At 74.9% G+C, this 20,803-nt stretch carries 2 protein-coding genes (1 of these 2 running past the window's edge); both read left to right on the top strand.

Features of this window, described 5'->3' with window-relative positions; genetic code table 11:
* On the top strand, window positions 1–5,755 hold the end of the coding sequence (locus ACWEF6_RS14735; RefSeq protein ID WP_449683389.1) for a beta-ketoacyl synthase N-terminal-like domain-containing protein. Its footprint begins 8,609 nt before the window's first position; 5,755 of the gene's 14,364 nt are visible here — the last part of the coding sequence; the start codon falls outside the window, past its left edge; its stop codon occupies window positions 5,753–5,755.
* Window positions 5,756–20,803 carry a type I polyketide synthase gene (locus ACWEF6_RS14730; protein WP_449683388.1) on the top strand — a complete coding sequence of 5,016 codons (15,048 nt, stop codon included), beginning with the start codon at window positions 5,756–5,758 and terminating at the stop codon, window positions 20,801–20,803.

The following is a 20,803-nucleotide window of genomic DNA, read 5'->3' as shown; positions in this document are numbered from 1 at the left end:
CCACCTCGACGCGCTCGCCGAGCGCCGCCGGGCCCGCGGGCAGGCCGCGACGTCGATCGCCTGGGGTGTCTGGGACGCCGACGAAGGCGTCGACCGGGACCGGCTGACGGCCGAGGGTGTCCCGCCGCTCGACCCCGACCTGGCGCTGACGGCGCTCGGCCGGGCCCTCGACCTCGACGACACCACCGTCGTCGTCGCCGACGTCGACTGGCCGCGGTTCGCCTCGGCCTTCGCCGCCGCCCGCCGCCGGCCGCTGCTCGCCGAGCTCCCGGACGCCGCCGAGGAGACCGCTCCGGAGCCGTCCGGATACGCCGCCCGGCTCGCCGGGCTGAGCGCGGCCGACGCCCACCGCGTGCTGACCGACCTGGTCCGCGCGCAGGCCGCGGCCGTGCTCGGCCACCCTTCTCCGGCGGCCGTCGACGTCGGCCGGGCCTTCTCCGAACTCGGCTTCGACTCGCTGACGGCGGTCGAGCTGCGCACCCGGCTGGCCGCCGCGACCGGCCTGCGGCTGCCCGCGACCCTGGTGTTCGACCACCCCACGGTCACCGTCCTCGCCGGGTTCCTCGGCGAGCTGTTCGGCACCGGGACGTCGGCCGAAGCCGCCGTGGCCACGGGAGTCGCCGCGGACGAGCCGATCGCCATCGTCGGCATCGGCTGCCGGTTTCCGGGCGGGGTCCGCTCGCCCGAGGACCTCTGGCGGCTGGTCGCCGCGGGCGGCGACGGCATCACGCCGTTCCCGGCCGACCGCGGCTGGGACCTCGACGAGATCTACGACCCCGAACCCGGCGCGACCGGCAAGAGTTACGCCCGTGAGGGCGGCTTCCTCGACGACACCACCCGCTTCGACCCGGGCTTCTTCGGGATCTCGCCGCGGGAGGCGCTCGCGATGGACCCGCAGCAGCGGTTGCTGCTCCAGACGTCGTGGGAGGCCTTCGAACGCGCCGGGCTCGACCCGGTTTCGGTGCGGGGCGAACGGATCGGCGTCTTCGCGGGGACCAACGGCCAGGACTACCCGGCCCTGCTGGAACGCTCGATCGAGTCCCTGGAGGGCCACGCGGGGGTCGGCAACGCGGCCAGCGTCGTCTCCGGGCGGCTGTCCTATGTGTTCGGTCTCGAAGGGCCGTCGCTGACGGTGGACACGGCGTGTTCCTCGTCGCTGGTGGCGTTGCACCTGGCCGTGCAGGCGCTGCGGCGTGGCGAGTGCTCGATGGCGCTGGCCGGCGGGGCGACCGTGATGGCGACCCCCGGCATGTTCGTCGACTTCAGCCTCCAGCGCGGCCTCGCCGCGGACGGCCGGTGCAAGGCCTTCGCCGACGCCGCGGACGGCGCCGGGTTCTCCGAAGGCGCGGGCATGCTGCTGGTGCAGCGGCTGTCGGACGCCCTGCGCGACGGCCGCCGGGTGCTGGCCGTGGTGCGCGGTTCGGCGGTGAACTCCGATGGCGCGTCCAACGGCCTGACCGCGCCGAACGGACCGTCGCAGCAACGCGTCATCCGCGCGGCCCTTGCGGACGCCGGTTTGAAGCCGTCCGAAGTGGACACTGTCGAGGCACACGGGACCGGCACGACGCTGGGCGACCCGATCGAGGCCCAGGCGCTCCTGGCCACCTACGGCCAAGAGCGGGACGAGCCGCTGTGGCTGGGCTCGGTGAAGTCCAACCTCGGGCACACCCAAGCCGCGGCCGGGGTCGCGGGCGTGATCAAGATGGTCATGGCGATGCGGCACGGCGTGCTCCCGCCGACGCTGCACGTGAACGCGCCGTCGTCGCATGTGGACTGGTCGGCCGGCTCGGTCGAGCTGCTCACCGAGCCGCGGGAGTGGACCGCCCGGCGGCCGCGGCGGGCCGGGGTGTCGTCGTTCGGCATCTCGGGCACCAACGCGCACGCGATCCTCGAACAGGCGCCGGAAGCCGTGGCCGAGGAGCGCGAGCCGGTCTCCGGGCCGGTGCCGTGGGTGCTGTCCGGACGGACCGAAACCGCCCTGCGCGACCAGGCCGCCGCCCTCGCCGGCGTTGGCGGGCACCCGGCCGACGTCGGGTTCACGCTGGTCACGGCCCGGTCGCGGTTCCCGCACCGCGCGGTGGTGTTCGGTGCCGAGGCGCTCGCCGCCGTCGCCGAGGGAGTCCCGGCGACAGGCGCGGTTTCCGGGATCGCCGGAACGCCCGGCAAGGTGGCGCTCGTCTTCCCCGGCCAGGGTTCGCAGTGGCCCGGGATGGCGCTCGAACTGGCGGAGTCCTCCGCAGTGTTCGCGGCCCGGCTCGACGAGTGTGCGGCGGCCTTGTCGTCCTTTGTGGACTGGCGGCTGCGTGACGTGCTGGCGGACGCGGAAGCCTTGGGCCGGGTCGATGTCGTGCAGCCCGCGTTGTTCGCGGTGATGGTGTCGCTGGCCGAGCTGTGGCGTTCGTTCGGCGTGGTCCCGGACGCGGTGGTCGGCCATTCGCAGGGCGAGATCGCGGCCGCGGTGGTGTCGGGTGCGCTCTCCCTGGACGACGGTGCGCGGGTGGTGGCCCTGCGCAGCAAGGCGATCCTGGCGCTGGCCGGCCGCGGGGGAATGGTGTCGGTGGCCGCGCCGCTGTCCGCCGTCGAGGAGCGGCTGACCGAGGGGATCTCGATCGCGGCGGTGAACGGCCCGGCCGCGGTGGTCGTGTCCGGGGAGCCGGCCGCCCTCGACGAGCTGATCGCGGCGTGCACCGCCGACGGCATCCGGGCCAAGCGCGTGCCGGTCGACTACGCCTCGCACTCGGCGCAGGTCGAGCAACTGCACGAAGAACTCCTCGACGTGCTCGGCCCGATCACCCCACGCACCGGGCAGACGGCGTTCTTCTCGACGGTGACCGGCGAGTGGGCCGACGGCGCGCTCGACGCCGAGTACTGGTACCGCAACCTCCGCAGCACAGTGCGGCTGGACATCGCCGTCGAGCGGTTGAAGAACGACGGGTTCGGGACGTTCGTGGAGGCGTCCCCACATCCGGTGCTGACCATGGCCCTCGGGGACGACGTCCTCGCCGTGGGTTCGCTGCGAAGGGACGACGGCGGGCTCACCCGCTTCTACACCGCCTTGGCCGAAGCGCACGTCAACGGCGTCGACGTCGACTGGACCCCGGCGTTCCCCGGCGCCCGGTTCACCGATATCCCCACCTACCCGTTCCAGCAGGAGCGGTACTGGCCACAGTGGACCGCGGTCACGGCGGGGGACGTCGGCGGGCTCGGCCTCACCGACGCCGGGCATCCGCTGCTCGGCGCGGCCGTGACCGTCGCGGGCACCGGCACCACCCTGCTCACCGGACGGCTGTCCCTGAGCACCCACCCGTGGCTCGCCGATCACGCGGTCGGCGACACCGTGCTGCTGCCGGGCACCGCGTTCGTCGAGCTGGCCGTGCAGGCGGGCGACCAGGTCGGCTGCGAGACCGTCGAAGAGCTGACCCTGCAGGCGCCCCTGGTGCTGCCCCGCCGTGGCGGCGTCGCCGTCCAGCTCCGGGTCGAGACCGCTGACGAAACCGGGCGTCGCGCGCTGACCGTCCATTCGCGACCCGGCGACGATCTCGAGTGGACCCAGCACGCCGAAGGCATCCTGGCCACCGGTGTCGAGCCGGGCACGGCGCTCACCGCGTGGCCGCCGCCGGGCGCGGAACCGCTGCCCGTGGCCGGTCACTACGACACCCTGGCCGGCCACGGCTACCGCTACGGCCCGGCGTTCCAGGGCCTGCGCGCGGCCTGGCGGCACGGCGACGACCTCTACGCCGAGGTCGTCCTGCCCGCCGAGCAGCGCGCCGAAGCGGCTCGGTACGGCCTGCACCCGGCCCTGCTCGACGCAGCCCTGCACCCGATCGGCCTGACCAGCGCCCAAGCCGGCCCCCGGCTGCCGTTCGCGTGGACCGGCGTCCGGCTGTACGCGACCGGCGCGACCACCCTGCGGGTCCGGCTCGGAGCACTCGGCGCGGACGGCGTCTCGGTCGCCGTCGCCGACGAAACCGGCGCACCGGTCGCCGAAGCGGAATCCCTGGTCATGCGGCCGATCTCGGCCGGGCAGCTGGCCGCCGCCGCGGACCACGACGGGCTCTTCACCCTGACCTGGCAGCGCCTGGACGCCGAACCGGCCGCCCCGGCGGTGCCGCTGGGCGGGTCCGGGCCGGTCGTCTACACCGAGTGCCGGGGCGACACGACGGCCGACACGCTCAAGACCCTGCAGGACTTCCTGAGCGGAGACGGGCGGCTGGTCCTGGTCACCGAGTCGGCCGTCGGGGAGGCGCCCGCCGACCCCGCCGCCGCGGCCGTCTGGGGCCTCGTGCGTTCCGCGCAGTCGGAGCACCCGGACCGGTTCGTCCTCCTCGACGTCGACACGACCGAGAACCTCGCCACCTGGGCCGGGGTGGCCGCCGCGTCCGGCGAGCCGCAGCTGGCGGTGCGCGGCGGCGAACTCCGCGTGCCGCGCCTGGCGCGAGCGACTCCGCCGCTGCGGGAGCACGCCTGGAACCCGGACGGGACCGTCCTGCTCACCGGCGCGAGCGGCGTGCTCGGCGGGCTGCTCGCGCGCCACCTGGTGACCGTCCACGGCGTCCGGCACCTGCTGCTGCTCAGCCGCAGCGCCCCCGACCTCGGCGGGCTGGCCGACGCGTCCGTCACCGTGGTCGCCTGCGACGTCGCCGACCGGGCCGCCCTCGAAGACGCCTTGGCGACGATCCCGGCCGAGCACCCGCTGACCGCGGTGATCCACGCGGCGGGCGCGCTCGACGACGGCGTCCTCGAAGCGCTGAACCCGGAGCGGCTCGACACGGTGCTGCGGCCCAAGGCGGTCGCCGCGCGGCACCTGCACGAGCTGACCGAGGACCTGGAGCTCGACGCGTTCGTCCTGTTCTCCTCCTTCGCGGCGACGATGGGCGGCGCGGGCCAGGCGGGCTACTCCGCGGCCAACGCCTACCTCGACGCGCTCGCTCAGCACCGCCACGGCCACGGCCTGCCCGCGACCTCGCTCGCGTGGGGACTGTGGGAGGCCCGCAGCGGCCTGACCGCGCACCTCGGCGACGACGACGTGTCGCGCCTCGGGCGGTCCGGCGTCCGCGCCCTGCCGACCGACCGCGCACTGCGGCTGTTCGACCTCGCCCTCGGGACCGGCGAGCCGCTGCTCATGCCGGTCGCCCTGGACCTCGCTGCCTGGCGCGCCCGGGCGGACGTGCCGCCGCTGCTGCGCGGGCTGATCAGGACGTCCGGACGGCGGGCCGTGCGCGACGGCGTCCCGGCCGGACCCGGGCTGGCCGAACGGCTCGCCGGGCTGCCGGAAGCCGAGCAGCTCCGGGTCGTCGACGAGGTCGTGCGCGCCCAGGTGGCGGCGGTCCTCGGGTATGCCTCGGGCCACGCCGTCGAGGCCGGGCGCGGCTTCCTCGACCTCGGGTTCGACTCGCTGACCGCGCTGGAGCTGCGCAACCGGCTCAACGCGGTGACCGGGCTGCGGCTGCCCGCCACGCTGATCTTCGACTACCCCAACCCGGACGCGCTCACCAAGCACCTGTGCGCCGAGCTGCCCGCGGACGGCGCGAAGGCCGTCCTGCCCGTCCACGCCGAGCTGGACCGGCTGGCCGCGGTGCTCGCCGCGACCGAGACCGAGGCCGGCGAACGCGACCTGATCACCGAGCGCCTGCGCGGGCTGCTGGCCCGGTGGACCGCGACCGACGACCGCCGGGCGGACTCCGGCCCGGAACTGGCCGACGCCACCGCCGAGGAGATCTTCGACCTCCTGGACGACGAACTGGGGATGTCCTGAATGTCGAACGAACAGAAGCTCCTGGACTACCTCAAGCGCGCCACGGCCGACCTGCGCGAAGCCCGCCGCCGGCTGCAGGAGAACGAGGACCGCGCGCAGGAGCCGGTCGCGATCGTCGGCATGAGCTGCCGCTTCCCCGGCGGGGTCCGCACCCCCGAACAGCTGTGGGAACTGGTCGAAGCGGGGGAGGACGCGGTCGGGGCGTTCCCGGCCGACCGCGGCTGGGACCTCGACGCGCTGTACGACGCCGACCCCGGCAGCGCGGGCACCAGTTACACCCGCGAGGGCGCGTTCCTGCACGACGCGGCCGACTTCGACGCCGGCTTCTTCGGGATCTCCCCGCGGGAAGCCCTGGCCATGGACCCCCAGCAGCGGCTGCTGCTGGAGACGTCGTGGGAAGCCTTCGAGCGCGCCGGCATCGACCCGACGTCCGTGCGCGGCTCGAAAGTAGGCGTCTACGCGGGGGTCATGTACTCCGACTACGCGGCCCGGCTGCTGCTCGCCCCCGAGGTGTTCGCGGAGTTCGAGGCGTTCCTCGGCAACGGCAGCGCGGGCAGTGTCGCCTCCGGCCGGATCGCCTACACCCTCGGGCTGGAAGGCCCGGCCGTCACGATCGACACGGCGTGTTCGTCGTCGCTCGTGGCGTTGCACCTGGCCTGCCAGGCCGTCCGGCTCGGCGACTGCTCGCTTGCGCTGGCCGGCGGTGTCACGGTGATGGCCACGCCGGGCACGTTCACCGCCTTCAGCCGCCAGCGCGGTCTGGCTGCCGACGGCCGCTGCAAGCCCTTCGCCGACGCGGCCGACGGCACCGGCTGGGGCGAAGGCGCCGGGATGCTGCTCGTCGAACGCCTTTCCGACGCGCGTCGCCACGGGCACCCGGTGCTCGCCGTCGTCCGCGGTTCCTCCGTCAACCAGGACGGTGCGAGCAGCGGCTTGACCGCGCCGAACGGGCCGGCGCAGCAGCGGGTCATCCGGGCCGCGCTGGCGAACGCCGGTCTGTCCACTTCGGACGTCGATGCGGTCGAGGCTCACGGCACCGGAACGACGCTGGGCGACCCGATCGAGGCGCAGGCGCTGCTGGCCACCTACGGCCGCGGTCGTGCGGCGGACCGGCCGTTGCTGCTCGGTTCGGTCAAGTCGAACCTCGGGCACACGCAGGCCGCCGCCGGGGTGGCCGGGGTGATCAAGTCCGTCCAGGCCATGCGGCGGGGCGTGCTGCCGCGGTCGCTGCACATCGACGCGCCTTCGTCCCAAGTGGACTGGAGCGCCGGGGAAGTGCGGCTGCTCACCGAGGCGACGCCGTGGCCGGAGACCGGGCGGCCGCGGCGGATCGGCGTCTCGTCGTTCGGCGTCAGCGGGACGAACGCGCACGTGGTCCTGGAGCAGGTTCCGGCCGAACCCGCTCCGCCGCCGCGCGTGGCTTCGGGGCCGGTGCCATGGGTGCTGTCGGCGGACTCTCCGGAGGCGTTGCGCGGGCAGGCGGCTGCGCTGCTCGCGCACGACGGCGATCCGGTCGACGTCGGGTTCTCGCTGGTGAAGGCGCGGGCGTTGCTGAGCCATCGAGCGGTGGTCGTCGGCTCGGGCGGGCTCGCTGCGCTGGCTGCCGGGACGCCGAGTGCCGATGTGGTCACCGGGGAGGCGTCGGCCTGCGGCAAGGTGGCGCTGGTCTTTCCGGGGCAGGGTTCGCAGTGGGCCGGGATGGCGCTGGAGCTGGCGGCGTCGTCGCCGGTGTTCGCAGCGCGTCTCGACGAGTGCGCGGTGGCGTTGTCGTCCTTTGTGGACTGGTCGCTGCGCGCGGTGCTGGCCGACGCGGAGGCGTTGAGCCGGGTCGATGTGGTGCAGCCCGCGTTGTTCGCGGTGATGGTGTCGCTGGCGGAGCTGTGGCGGTCGTTCGGGGTGGTGCCGGATGCCGTCGTGGGGCACTCCCAGGGGGAGATCGCGGCCGCGGTCGTCTCGGGGGCACTGTCGCTTGAGGACGGCGCTCGCGTGGTGGCGTTGCGGAGCAAGGCGATTCTTGCGCTGGCGGGCCGCGGTGGCATGGTCTCGGTGGCGGCGCCCTTGGAAACGGTCGAAGCGCGGCTTACCGATGGGCTGTCGATCGCCGCGGTGAACGGTCCTGCCGCGGTGGTGGTTTCCGGCTCGCCCGCCGGGCTGGACGCTTTTGCCGCGGCCTGCGAGGCCGAGGGGATCCGCGCCAAGCGGGTGCCGGTGGACTACGCGTCCCACTCGGCGCAGGTCGAGCAGCTGCGCGACGAGCTTCTGGACGTGCTCGCCCCCATCACTCCCCAGCGGCCCGGGACCGCATTCATGTCCACCGTGACCGGCGAGTGGGCCGAAGCGCTGGACGCCGGGTACTGGTACACCAACCTGCGCAGCACCGTCCGCTTGGACATCGCTGTCGAGCGGCTGAAGAGCGAAGGCTTCGGGACGTTCATCGAAGCGTCGCCGCACCCGGTGCTGACGATGGCGCTCGGCGAGGACGTGGTCGCTCTCGGCTCGCTACGCCGGGACGACGGCGGGCTGAGCCGCTTCCACGCGTCGCTCGCCGCGGCGCACGTGGCCGGGGTGGCGGTCGACTGGACGCCGGCGTTCCCGGACGGCCGGATCGCCGACCTCCCGACCTATGCGTTCCAGCGCAGGCGCTACTGGCTCGACGCGCCTCGCCAGGAGGTGTCGGCGGACCCGGCGGACGCCCGCTTTTGGGCCGCGGTCGACGGCGGTGACCTGGGCGCGCTGGCGGAGCTGATCGACGTCCCCGCGGAGACGTCGTTCGCCGAGCTGCTCCCCGCCCTCGCCCGCTGGCGGCGGCTGCGCCAGGAGAGGTCCACTGTGGACTCCTGGCGGTACCGGGTGGAGTGGAAGCCGCTGCCCGAGCCGGAGGCGGGGGTGCTGGCGGGTCGCTGGGTGGTGGTCGCCCCGCCCGGAACGGACGCCACGGAGGTGACGAGCTGCCTCGCGGCCGCCGGCGCCGAGCCGGTGCTGCTCGAATGGCCCGGCGATGGTTCCGCGGACGACGATTTCTCCGATGCCGCCGGCGTCGTCTCCCTCCTTCCCGATGCCGCGGGCACCCTCCTCCTGGCCCAGGCCCTCGACGGCACCACCGCGCCCCTCTGGCTCCTGACCCGCAACGCCGTCACGGCCCTCCCCGGCGACCAAGCCCCCGCCGCCGATCCCGCGCAGGTCTGGGCCCTCGGCCGCGTCATCGGGCTCGAACACCCCGAACGCTGGGGCGGCCTCATCGACCTCCCCGCCACCCTCGAACCCCGGGCCAAGCGGCGCCTGGCCGCCGTCCTCGCCGGGCTCGACCACGAAGACCAGGTCGCCGTCCGGGCCTCCGGGCTCTTCGCGCGCCGGCTCGCGCACGCACCCTCGGCCGAACCCGCCCGCCGCTGGCGGCCCGAGGGCACTGTCCTCGTCACCGGCGGCACCGGCGCCCTTGGCGGGCACGTCGCCCGGTGGCTGGCCCGGTCCGGCGCCGAGCACCTCGTCCTCGTCAGCCGCCGCGGCGCCGACGCCCCCGGCGCCGCCGAACTCGCCGCCGAGCTGGGCTGCCGGGTCACCTTCGCCGCCTGCGACCTCGCCGACCGGGACGCCGTCGCCGCGCTCGTCCGCGACCACCACGACATCCGCGCGGTCGTCCACACCGCCGGTCTGCCGCAAGCCGCAACCATCGCCGACACCAGCGTGGAAGACTTCGCCGAAGTCCTCGCGGCCAAGGCCACCGGCGCCGACCACCTCGACGAACTCCTCGGCGACGACCTCGACGCCTTCGTCCTCTTCTCCTCCAACGCCGGTGTCTGGGGCAGTGCCGGCCAGGGCGCCTACGCCGCCGCCAACGCGCACCTCGACGCCCTCGCCGCCCGCCGACGCGCCGCCGGGCGGAAAGCCACGTCCGTGGCCTGGGGGTCCTGGGCCGGCGACGGCATGGCGGGCAGCGCCGAAGCGAAGGACCACCTGCGCCGCCGTGGCCTGCGCGAGATGGCCCCGGACCGCGCCGTCGCCGCCCTCCAGCACGCCCTCGACGCCGACGAGACCTTCGTGGCCGTCGCCGACATGGACTGGCCGCGGTTCGCCGCCGGGTTCACCGCCGCCCGGCGCCGTCCGCTGATCGAGGACCTGCCGGAAGTCCGCGTCGAGGAGGTCGTCGCCGAGGTCGGGACCGGCCTCGCCGAGGCGGTCCGGACGCTCGGTCCGCGGGAGGCCGCGCACCACGTCCTCGACCTGGTCCGCGCCCAAGCCGCCGCCGTGCTGGGGCACGACTCCGGCGCGGCCGTCCCCGCCGACCGGGCCTTCCGCGAACTCGGCTTCGACTCGCTGACCGCCGTCGAACTCCGCAACCGGCTGACCGCCGCGACCGGCGTCCGCCTCCCGTCGACCGTCGTCTTCGACCACCCGCACCCGCGCGCCCTGGCCGGTCACCTCCTGCGCGAGGTGACCGGAACCGAACCGGCCGCCACGACCGCCACGGCCATGGCGTCCGACGAGCCGATCGCCATCGTCGCCATGGGCTGCCGCTACCCGGGGGGCGTGGCCTCGCCCGAGGACCTGTGGCGCCTGCTGGCCGACGGCGCGGACGGCGTCGGCCCGTTCCCCGCCGACCGCGGCTGGGACCTGGCCGCGCTCTACGACCCGGACCCGGCGAACCTCGGCACCAGCTACACCCGCGAGGGCGGGTTCATGACCACGGCGGCGCGGTTCGACGCCGGGTTCTTCGGCATCTCCCCGCGCGAAGCCCTGGCCATGGACCCGCAGCAGCGCGTCCTGCTGGAGACGTCGTGGGAGGTCTTCGAGCGCGCGGGCCTCGACCCGGAGTCGTTGCGCGGCAGCGGAACCGGCGTGTTCGTCGGCGCGACGTCGTCCGGCTACGGCGTCGGCGCGCGCGACGAGTCCGGCGGCTCCGAAGGCTACCTGCTGACCGGCAGCGCCCCGGCCGTCGTCTCCGGCCGGCTGTCCTACACGTTCGGCCTGGAGGGCCCGGCCGTCACCGTCGACACGGCGTGCTCGTCGTCACTGGTCGCGCTGCACCTGGCGTGCCAGTCGCTGCGGCAGGGCGAGTGTTCGATGGCCCTCGCGGGCGGCGTCACCGTGATGGCGCACCCGGCGGCGTTCGTCGAGTTCAGCCGCCAGCGCGGCCTCGCCGAGGACGGTCGCTGCAAGTCCTTCGCCGACGCCGCCGACGGCACCGGCTGGAGCGAAGGCGTCGGCCTGGTGCTGCTGGAGAAGCTGTCGGACGCCCGCCGCCACGGCCACCCGATCCTCGCGGTGGTCCGCGGCTCGGCGGTGAACCAGGACGGGGCCTCCAACGGGCTCAGCGCCCCGAACGGCCCGTCGCAGCAACGGGTGATCCGGGCCGCGCTGGCGAACGCCGGCCTGCGGCCGTCCGATGTGGACGTCGTCGAGGCGCACGGCACCGGCACCCGGCTCGGCGACCCGATCGAGGCCCAGGCGCTGCTCGCGACGTACGGCCAGGACCGCGACCGGCCGCTGTGGCTCGGCTCGCTGAAGTCCAACATCGGGCACACGCAGTCGGCTTCGGGCGTGGCCGGGGTGATCAAGATGGTGCTCGCCATGCGGCACGGTGTCCTGCCGCGCACGCTGCACGTCGACACCCCGTCGTCGCAAGTGGACTGGTCGGCGGGGGCGGTGGAACTGCTCACTGAGGAACGCGAGTGGGCGTCCGACGGCCCGCGCCGCGCCGCCGTCTCGGCGTTCGGGGTGAGCGGCACCAACGCGCACGTGGTCCTCGAACAAGCCGAGCCGGTCGCGGTCTCGCCGGCCGGTCCGGACGCGACGCCGCCGCTCGTCCCGCTGTCGGCCCGGAGCGCCACGGCGTTGCGTGCCCAAGCCGACCGGCTCCGGGGATCCGGACTGGCGCCGCACGACCTCGCGTACTCCCTGACGTTCACCCGCGCCACGCACGATCACCGCGCGGTCCTCGTCGCGAGCGGCGACGAGCTCGACCGGGCCCTGGACGTGCTCGCCGACGGGGGCACCGACGCGGCCGTGGTCACCGGTGCGGCCGACCGGGACGCCCTGCTGGCGGTGCTGTTCACCGGTCAGGGCGCCCAGCGGGCCGGGATGGGCCGGGATCTCCATGACCGCTTCCCGGTGTACGCCGAAGCGTTCGATGCGGTGCTCGCGCACTTCGGTCCGGAGCTGCGCGAAGCCTTCGAGGATGCGTCGCTGCTGGATCGGACCGAGTTCACCCAGCCCGCGTTGTTCGCGGTCGAGGTGGCGTTGTTCCGGCTGGCCGAGTCGTTCGGTGTGCGGCCGGATTTCGTGGCCGGGCATTCGATCGGCGAGATCTCGGCCGCGCACGTGGCCGGTGTTCTGTCCCTGGAGGACGCTTGCCGCCTGGTTGCTGCCCGCGCGTCGCTGATGCAGGCGCTCCCGGCCGGCGGCGCGATGGTGTCGATCGCCGCTCCCGAGTCCGCGATCACCCTGACCGAAGGTGTCTCCATCGCGGCGGTCAACGGACCCGAGTCGGTGGTGATCTCCGGCGAGGAGGCCGCGGTCCTGGAGATCGCGGCGAAGTTCCCGAAGGTCAAGCGGCTGACCGTGAGTCACGCGTTCCACTCGCCGTTGATGGATCCGATGCTCGACGAGTTCCGCGCGGTCGCCGAGACGCTGACGTACCACCCGGCGGAGATACCGGTGCTCTCGAATGTGAGCGGTGCTCTCGCTTCGTCGTTCACGGCGGACTACTGGGTGCGGCACGTGCGGGAGGCGGTCCGATTCGCCGACGGAGTGTCCACTCTGGAGGATGCCGGGGTCGGCGTGTTCCTGGAACTGGGGCCCGACGGTGTGCTCAGCTCGATGGTCCCGGGTACCGCGATCCCGGCCCTTCGCCGCGACCGCGACGAGGAACGCACCTTCTTCACCGCGCTGGCCCGGCTGCACGTCCACGGCGTCGACCTGGACTGGGAGAGCCTGTACGCCGGATCGGCCGGGCGGGCCGTCGCGCTGCCGACGTACCCCTTCGAACACCGCCGGTATTGGCTCGAACCCGCTCGTCCGCAGCCGGCCGCCGACACCGAGGACGCCGAATTCTGGGCCGCCGTCGAACGCGGTGACCTGGCCCGCGACCTCGCCGTCGACGAAGACCTCGCCGACGCCATCCAGCCCGCGCTCCAGGCCTGGCGCACCCGCCACCGCGAGGCGAGCGCCGTCGAATCGTGGCGCTATCGCGTCGCCTGGCGGCCGCACCCGATCGCGGCCGGACGGCTGTCCGGCACCTGGCTGGTCGTCGGTACCGCGCCCGCGGGGATCGCGGAAAGCCTGGCCGAGCGGGGTGCGGAGGTCCGTACCGTGCCCCTCGAACGCCTGGGTGAGGTGCAGGACATCGCCGGAGCGCTCGCCTTCCCGGCCGACCTGGCCGAAGCCCTCACCGTGCTGCAGGCCGACCTGCCCGGCCCGCTCTGGCTCGCCACCACCGCAGCCGTGCGCACCGGCCGGTCCGATGCCGCGCCCCAGCCGGCCCTTGCGCAGGTCTGGGGCCTCGGCCGGGTCGCCGCGCTCGAACTCACCGGCCGCGAAATCGGGCTCCTGGACCTCCCGGCCACCCTCGACGACCGCGGCCACGACCGGCTCGCCGCCCTCCTGGCCGCGGGCACCGGCGAAGACCAGGTGGCCCTGCGGACGTCCGGCGCGTTCGTGCCCCGGCTCGTCCGCGCCCCGGCGGACGCCACCCCCGGCACCTGGCGGCCCGACGGCAGCGTGCTGATCACCGGCGGCACCGGGGCCCTGGGCGGCGCGCTCGCCCGGACCCTGGCCGCCCGCGGCACCCGGGATCTCCTGCTCCTGAGCCGTCGCGGCCCGGACGCCCCCGGCGCGGACGAGCTCGCGACGCAGCTGCGTGACCTCGGCGCCGACGCCGAAATCGTCGCCTGTGACGTCACCGACCGCGCGGCACTAGCCGGAGTCCTGGATGGACGGAACGTGACCGCGGTCTTCCACGCCGCCGGGTACGGCCGGTTCACGCCGATCGCCAAATCGTCCACAACGGACTTCGCCGAGGTCGTCAGCGCCAAAGTGGACGGTGCCGTCCACCTCGACGAACTCTTCGGCGAGGTCCAGGACTTCGTGCTTTTCTCCTCCATCGCCGGAGTCTGGGGCAGCGGCCACCAAGGCGCCTACGCGGCGGCCAACGCGCACCTCGACGCCCTCGCGGAACGCCGCCGCGCCACCGGACGCGCCGGGACGTCGGTCGCCTGGGGCCCCTGGGCGGGCGCCGGCATGGGCGCCTCCGAAGAAGGCGACGAGCTCCTTCGCCGGCGCGGTCTGCTCCCGCTCGACCCGAACCTCGGGCTGCGCGCGCTCCTGCAGGCCGTCGAGCTGAACGAGACCACCGTCGTGGTCGCCGACGTCGACTGGGCGAAGTTCGCGCCGTCGTACGCGGCGGCCCGGCCCCGGCCGCTGATGAGCGAGCTGCCCGAGTTCGCCGTCGACGAGAACACCGGTGAGCGCGGCACGGCCGAGCTGACCACCCGCCTGGCCGCGCTGCCCGGCCCCGAACGCCGTCGCGTGCTCCTGGACGTCGTGCGCGTCCGCGCCGCGGCGGTCCTCGGCCACGACGGCGCCGAGGCCATCGAGCCCGCGCGGCCCTTCAAGGACCTCGGCTTCGACTCGCTCACCGCCGTCGAGCTGCGCAACGGCCTCGCCGCCGAAACCGGCCTCACCCTGCCCTCGACGCTCGTGTTCGACCACCCGACCCCGGCGGACCTGACCGACCGCCTGCTGGCGGAGATCTTCGGCGCCGACACCCCGGAGCGGCCCACGGCCGCGGCCGCCGTCGACGACGACCCGATCGCGATCATCGCCATGAGCTGCCGCTACCCGGGCGGGGTCCGCTCGCCGGAAGACCTCTGGCGCCTGGTCGGCGAAGGCGGCGACGGCATCGCCCCGTTCCCCGCCGACCGCGGCTGGGACGTCGGCGCGCTGTACGACCCGGACCCGGGCAAGAGCGGCCGCAGCTACACCCGGGAGGGCGGTTTCCTCGACGGTGTCACGGAGTTCGACGCCGGGTTCTTCGGCATCTCACCCCGCGAAGCTCTGGCGATGGACCCGCAGCAGCGGCTGCTGCTGGAGACGTCGTGGGAGCTGTTCGAGCGCGCCGGCATCGACCCGCGCGCGCTGCGCGGCACGAAGACCGGGGTGTTCGCCGGCACCAACGGCCAGGACTACGTCACCCTGCTCGGCGCGTCCGACGGCGTCGAGGGCCACTTGCTGACCGGGAACACCACCAGCGTCATCGCCGGGCGCGTCTCCTACACCTTCGGGCTGGAAGGGCCGTCGGTCGCGGTCGACACCGCGTGTTCGTCGTCGCTGGTCGCGCTGCACCTGGCCGGCCAGTCGCTGCGCCGGGGCGAGTCCACGATGGCCGTCGCCGGCGGGGTCACGGTGATGTCGACGCCGGGGGCGTTCGTCGAGTTCAGCCGGCAGCGCGGGCTGGCCCCCGACGGCCGGTGCAAGCCGTTCGCCGAGGCGGCCGACGGCACCGGCTGGGCCGAGGGCGCGGGCCTGCTCCTGCTGGAACGCCTTTCGGACGCGCGGCGCAACGGTCACGAAGTCCTGGCGCTCGTCCGCGGTTCGGCGATCAACTCCGATGGCGCGTCGAACGGCCTGACCGCGCCGAACGGGCCGTCGCAGCAGCGCGTGATCCGCGCGGCACTGGCCGACGCCGGACTCGAACCGTCCGATGTGGACGTCGTCGAGGCACACGGCACCGGGACCACGCTGGGCGACCCGATCGAGGCGCAAGCCGTGCTGGCCGCCTACGGCCAGGACCGCGAAACCCCGCTGTGGCTCGGTTCGGTGAAGTCGAACATCGGGCACACGCAGGCCGCCGCCGGAGCCGCCGGGATCATCAAGATGGTCATGGCCATGCGCCACGGTGTGCTGCCGAAGTCCCTCCACGTCGACGTGCCGACGTCCCATGTGGACTGGACGGCCGGTGCGGTCGAGCTGCTCACCGAGGCGCGCGAATGGCCGGCCGACCGGCCGCGCCGGGCCGGGATCTCCTCGTTCGGTATTTCCGGCACCAACGCGCACACCATCATCGAGCAGGCCGAACCCGCTCCCGAACCGGCCGCGGCCGAGGTCACGGGGTGGGTGCCGTGGCCGGTCTCGGGCCGGTCGGTCGCCGCGCTGCGCGCCCAGGCCGTCCTCCTGTCCGAAGTGGACGCCCGCTCGGCCGACGTCGGATTCTCCCTGACCACCGGCCGGGCGGCCCTGGACCACCGTGCCGTCGTGCTCGGGACGACGGCCGAGGACTTCCGGACGGGCCTGGCCGCGCTCGCCGGCGGCACGCCCGCGCCCGAGGTCGTCCAGGGCGAGGCGGCCACCGGCCCGCTCGCCGTGCTGTTCACCGGCCAGGGCGCCCAGCGCGCCGGGATGGGCCGGGAGCTCTACGACCGGTTCGCGGTCTACGCCGACGCCTTCGACGAGGCCTGCGCGCACCTCGACCCGCACCTGGAGCACCCGCTGCGCGACGTCGTCTTCGCCGAGCCGGGCACCGAGACGCAGCTGGACCGGACGGCCTACACCCAACCCGCGCTGTTCGCCGTCGAGCTGGCCCTGTTCCGGGTGGCCGAGAGCTGGGGCGTGCGACCGGACCACCTCGCCGGCCACTCGATCGGCGAGCTGGTCGCGGCGCACGTCGCCGGGGTGCTGTCGCTGGCCGACGCCGCCGAGCTGGTCGCCGCCCGCGGCCGCCTGATGGAGGCCCTGCCGGACGGCGGGGCGATGGTTTCGCTGCGCGCCGGCGAGGAAGCCGTGGCCGCCGAGGTGGCCAAGACCGGCGGCCGGGCCGGCATCGCGGCGGTCAACGGGCCCGGCTCGGTCGTCGTCTCCGGCGACGAGGACGTCGTGCTGGCGCTGGCCGCCGGGTTCGCGGCGGCCGGTGTGCGGACCAAGCGGCTCAAGGTGAGCCACGCGTTCCACTCGCCGCGGATGGACGCGATGCTCGACGACTTCGCCGCGGTCGCGCGGCGGCTGACCTACCACCCGGCCGAACGCGCCGTGGTCTCCACGGTGACCGGCCAGCTCGCCGGGCCGGAACTGTCCACTCCGGACTACTGGGTGCGGCAGGTGCGGGCGTCGGTGCGGTTCGCCGACGCCGTCGCCACCCTGGCCGGCCTGGGCGTCCGGACGTTCCTCGAAGCCGGACCGGACGCCGTGCTCAGCGCGATGGCGGCCGACTGCCTCGGCGAGGACGTGGTGGCCGTGCCGCTGCTGCGCCGCGACCGGCCGGAGGAGCGCACGTTCGCCACCGCGCTCGCCGGGCTGTGGGTCCGCGGCGTCCCGGTCGACCTCTCGGCCGCGTTCGCCGGCGCCCGCCGCGTCCCGCTGCCGACGTACGCCTTCCAGCACCGCCGCTACTGGCCCGAGGTTTCGGCGCCCGCCGGGGACGTCGGCGCGGCCGGGCTCACCGACGCGGCACACCCGCTGCTGGCCGCGACCCTGCCGCTGGCCGGGGGCGACGGTGTCGTCCTCACCGGGCGGCTGTCCCTCGCGACCCAACCGTGGCTCGCCGACCACGCCGTGCTCGGCACGGTTCTGCTGCCCGGCACCGCCTTCGTCGAGCTGGCGATCCGCGCCGGCGACCAAGCTGGCTGCCCGGTGGTCGAGGAACTGACCCTCGCCGCGCCGCTCGTGCTGCGCGAGCAGGACGCCGTCGCGATCCAGGTGGCGGTCGGCGGCCCGGACGACGACGGCCGTCGCGAGCTGACGATCCACTCGCGTCCGGAGGGCCGCGACGACTGGACCGCGCACGCCGCAGGTGTTCTCGTACCGGCGGCCACGGCACAACCGGCCACCTGGTCCGAATGGCCGCCCGCCGGAGCGGAACCCGTCGAGGTCACCGGCTTCTACGACACTCTCGCGGCGTCCGGGTTCGGCTACGGCCCGGCTTTCCGCGGCCTGCGCGCGGCGTGGCGCCTCGGCGAGGAGATCTACGCCGAGGTCGCGCTGCCGGAGCCGCAGGTGAGCGGGTTCGGCCTGCACCCGGCCCTGCTGGACGCCGCACTGCACGCCCTCGGCCTGCGCGAGGGTGGCACCGGTCCGCGGCTGCCGTTCGCCTGGACCGGCGTCACCCTGCACGCGACCGGCGCCACCGCGCTGCGGGTGCGGCTGCGGCCGGGCGCCGGGGACGCGGTGGCCGTCGACGTCGCCGACACGACCGGTGCTCCGGTCGCGTCGGTGGTCGCGCTCGTGCTGCGGCCGGTGTCCGCCGAGCAGCTGCACGGGCCGGAGAGCGACGCGCTGTTCCAGGTCGAGTGGACGCCGGTGCCGGTGCCGGAGACCCCGGGCGGCCGGTACGCGGTCATCGGCCCGGACCCGCTCGGCCTGGCGGCCGGGCTCGCCTCGGCGGGCACCGTCGAGTCGTGTGTGGACCTCGCCGAACTCGGTCGCCGCACCGAAGAAAGCGGCGAAGAGCCGCAGTACGTCTTCTCCGCCATCCGGCACTCGACGCAGCCGCGTGAGCGGGCCGCCTTCGCGCTCGAGCTGGTCCGGGAGTGGCTGGCCGACGAGCGGTTCGCCACCGCCCGGCTGGTCCTGGTGACCCGCGGCGCGGTCGGTGCCGCCGACGGCGACCGCGTCCCCGACCTCACCGCCGCGCCCGTGTGGGGCCTGCTGCGGTCGGCGCAGTTCGAGAACCCCGGCCGGCTCGTCCTGGTCGACCTCGACGACGAAGACCCGCGCTCGGCGGCGCTGCTCGGCGCGGTCGCTTCCGGGGAACCCCAGCTCGCGCTGCGGGACGGTCGCGCACTGGCCGCACGGCTCGTGCGCGCCGGCACCGGCACCCTGCTCCAGCCGCCCGAAGGCACCTGGCGGCTCGACAGCACCGGCCGCGGCACCCTGCAGAACCTCGCGCTCGTCCCGAACCCGCTGCCGGAAACCCTCGAACCGGGCACGGTCCGGGTGGCCATCCGCGCCGCCGGGATGAACTTCCGCGACGTCCTCATCGGCCTTGGCATGTACCCGGGCGAACCGCTCATGGGCATCGAAGGCGCCGGCGTCGTCCTCGAATGCGGCGAAGGCGTCACCGGGCTGGCCCCCGGCGACCAGGTGATGGGCTTCTTTCCCGGTTCCTTCGGCCCGCGTTCGGTCGCCGACCAGCGGATGCTCGCGAAGATCCCCGACGGCTGGTCGTTCAGCGAAGCCGCGTCGGTGCCCATCGTCTTCCTCACCGCCTATTACGGCCTGGTCGATCTGGCCGGGCTGCGGGCGGGCGAGTCGGTGCTGGTGCACGCGGGCGCCGGCGGCGTCGGGATGGCCGCCATCCAGCTGGCCCGCCACCTCGGCGCCGAGGTCTACGCCACCGCCAGCCCCGGCAAGTGGGACGTCCTGCGCGCCTCCGGGCTCGACGACGCGCACCTCGCGTCCTCGCGCACGACCGGGTTCGCGGAGCTGTTCCGCGAGGCCAGCGGCGGCCGGGGCGTCGACGTCGTGCTCAACGCGCTGACCCACGAGTTCGTCGACGCCTCCTTCGCGCTGATGCCGCGCGGCGGGCGGTTCCTCGAGATGGGCAAGGCCGACGTGCGCGACGCGACCGCCGTGGCCGCCGCCCACCCGGGCGTCCGATACCAGGCGTTCGACCTGGTCGAAGCCGGGCCGGACCGCATCCGGGAGCTGTTCACCGAAGTCCTCGCGCTGTTCGAGGCGGGTGCGCTGACGCCGCTGCCGGTGCGGACCTGGGACGTCCGGCGCGCGCCCGAGGCGTTCCGGTTCGTCAGCCAGGCCAAGCACGTCGGCAAGGTCGTGCTCACCATGCCGCCGTCCTTCGGCGACGGCACGGTGCTGATCACCGGCGGCACCGGCGCGCTGGGCGGCCTGGCCGCCCGGCGGCTGGTCACCGGGCACGGCGTCCGCGACCTGGTCCTGCTGAGCCGCCGCGGGCCGGACGCTCCCGGCGCGGCCGAACTGGCCGCCGGGCTGCGGGAACTCGGCGCGGACGTCCGGATCGTGGCCGCCGACGCCGCCGACCGCCGGGAGCTGGCCGCCGTGCTGGCCGCGATCCCGGCGCTCACCGGCGTGGTGCACGCGGCCGGTGTCCTCGACGACGGCGTCGTCGCGTCCCTGACGCCCGAGCGGCTGAACGCGGTGCTGCGGCCGAAGGTCGACGCGGCCCTGAACCTGCACGAACTCACCCGGGACCGGGGCCTCTCGGCGTTCGTCCTGTTCTCCTCGGCGGCGGCGACGCTGGGCAGCCCCGGCCAGGGCAACTACGCCGCGGCGAACGCGTTCCTCGACGCGCTGGCGCAGCACCGCGCGGCCCGGGGGCTCCCGGCCGGATCGCTGGGCTGGGGCCCGTGGGCCACCGACGGCATGCTCCGCGAAGCCGACCTCGCGAAACTGGCGCGGTCCGCGTTCGTCCCGTTCACCGCCGACCGCGGCCTCGACCTGTTCGACGTCGCGGCGGCCCGGCCGGAACCGTCCCTGCTGCCGCTGCAGCTCGACCCGGCCGCGCTGGGCGCGCAGTCGGGGTTGCCGCCGCTGTTCGCGTCGCTGGTGCGGGCCCCGGCGCGCCGGACCGCGTCGGCGGCTGGGCCGGCCGAAGGCCCCGCGCTGGCCGAGCGGCTGGCGGGCGTGCCCGAGGCCGAGCGCGGTGACTTCCTGCTCGACGTCGTGCGCGGGCACGTCGCCACGGTGCTGGGCCACGGCTCGGCCGCCGACGTCGAAGGCAGTCGCGGCTTCCTCGACCTGGGCTTCGACTCGCTCACCGCGGTCGAGCTGCGCAACCGGCTCACCGCCGAGAGCGGGCTGCGGCTGCCGGCCACGCTGATCTTCGACCACCCGTCGCCCGCCGACCTCGCCGCGCACCTGCTCGCCGGGCTCGCCCTCACCGCCGCCGACCCGGAAGCCGCAGTGCTCGAGGAACTGGACCGGCTGCTGGAACGCGCGGGGGACAGCCGCCGCGTCACCGCGCGGCTGGAGACCCTGCTCGCCCGCCGCCGGGGCGCCGCCGGGGACGAGGACACCGAACTCGACTCCGCGAGCGACGACGAGATCTTCGACCTGATCGACAACGAACTCGGACTGTCCTGA

The organism is Amycolatopsis sp. NPDC004772 (genome assembly GCF_053601215.1).
This window is presented reverse-complemented; position numbering and strand designations above follow the sequence as displayed.

What these genes read in the sequence shown, in the direction of transcription:
- ACWEF6_RS14730 (WP_449683388.1), top strand. Translation starts at nt 5,756, where the DNA reads ATGTCGAACGAACAGAAGCTCCTGGACTACCTCAAGCGCGCCACGGCC.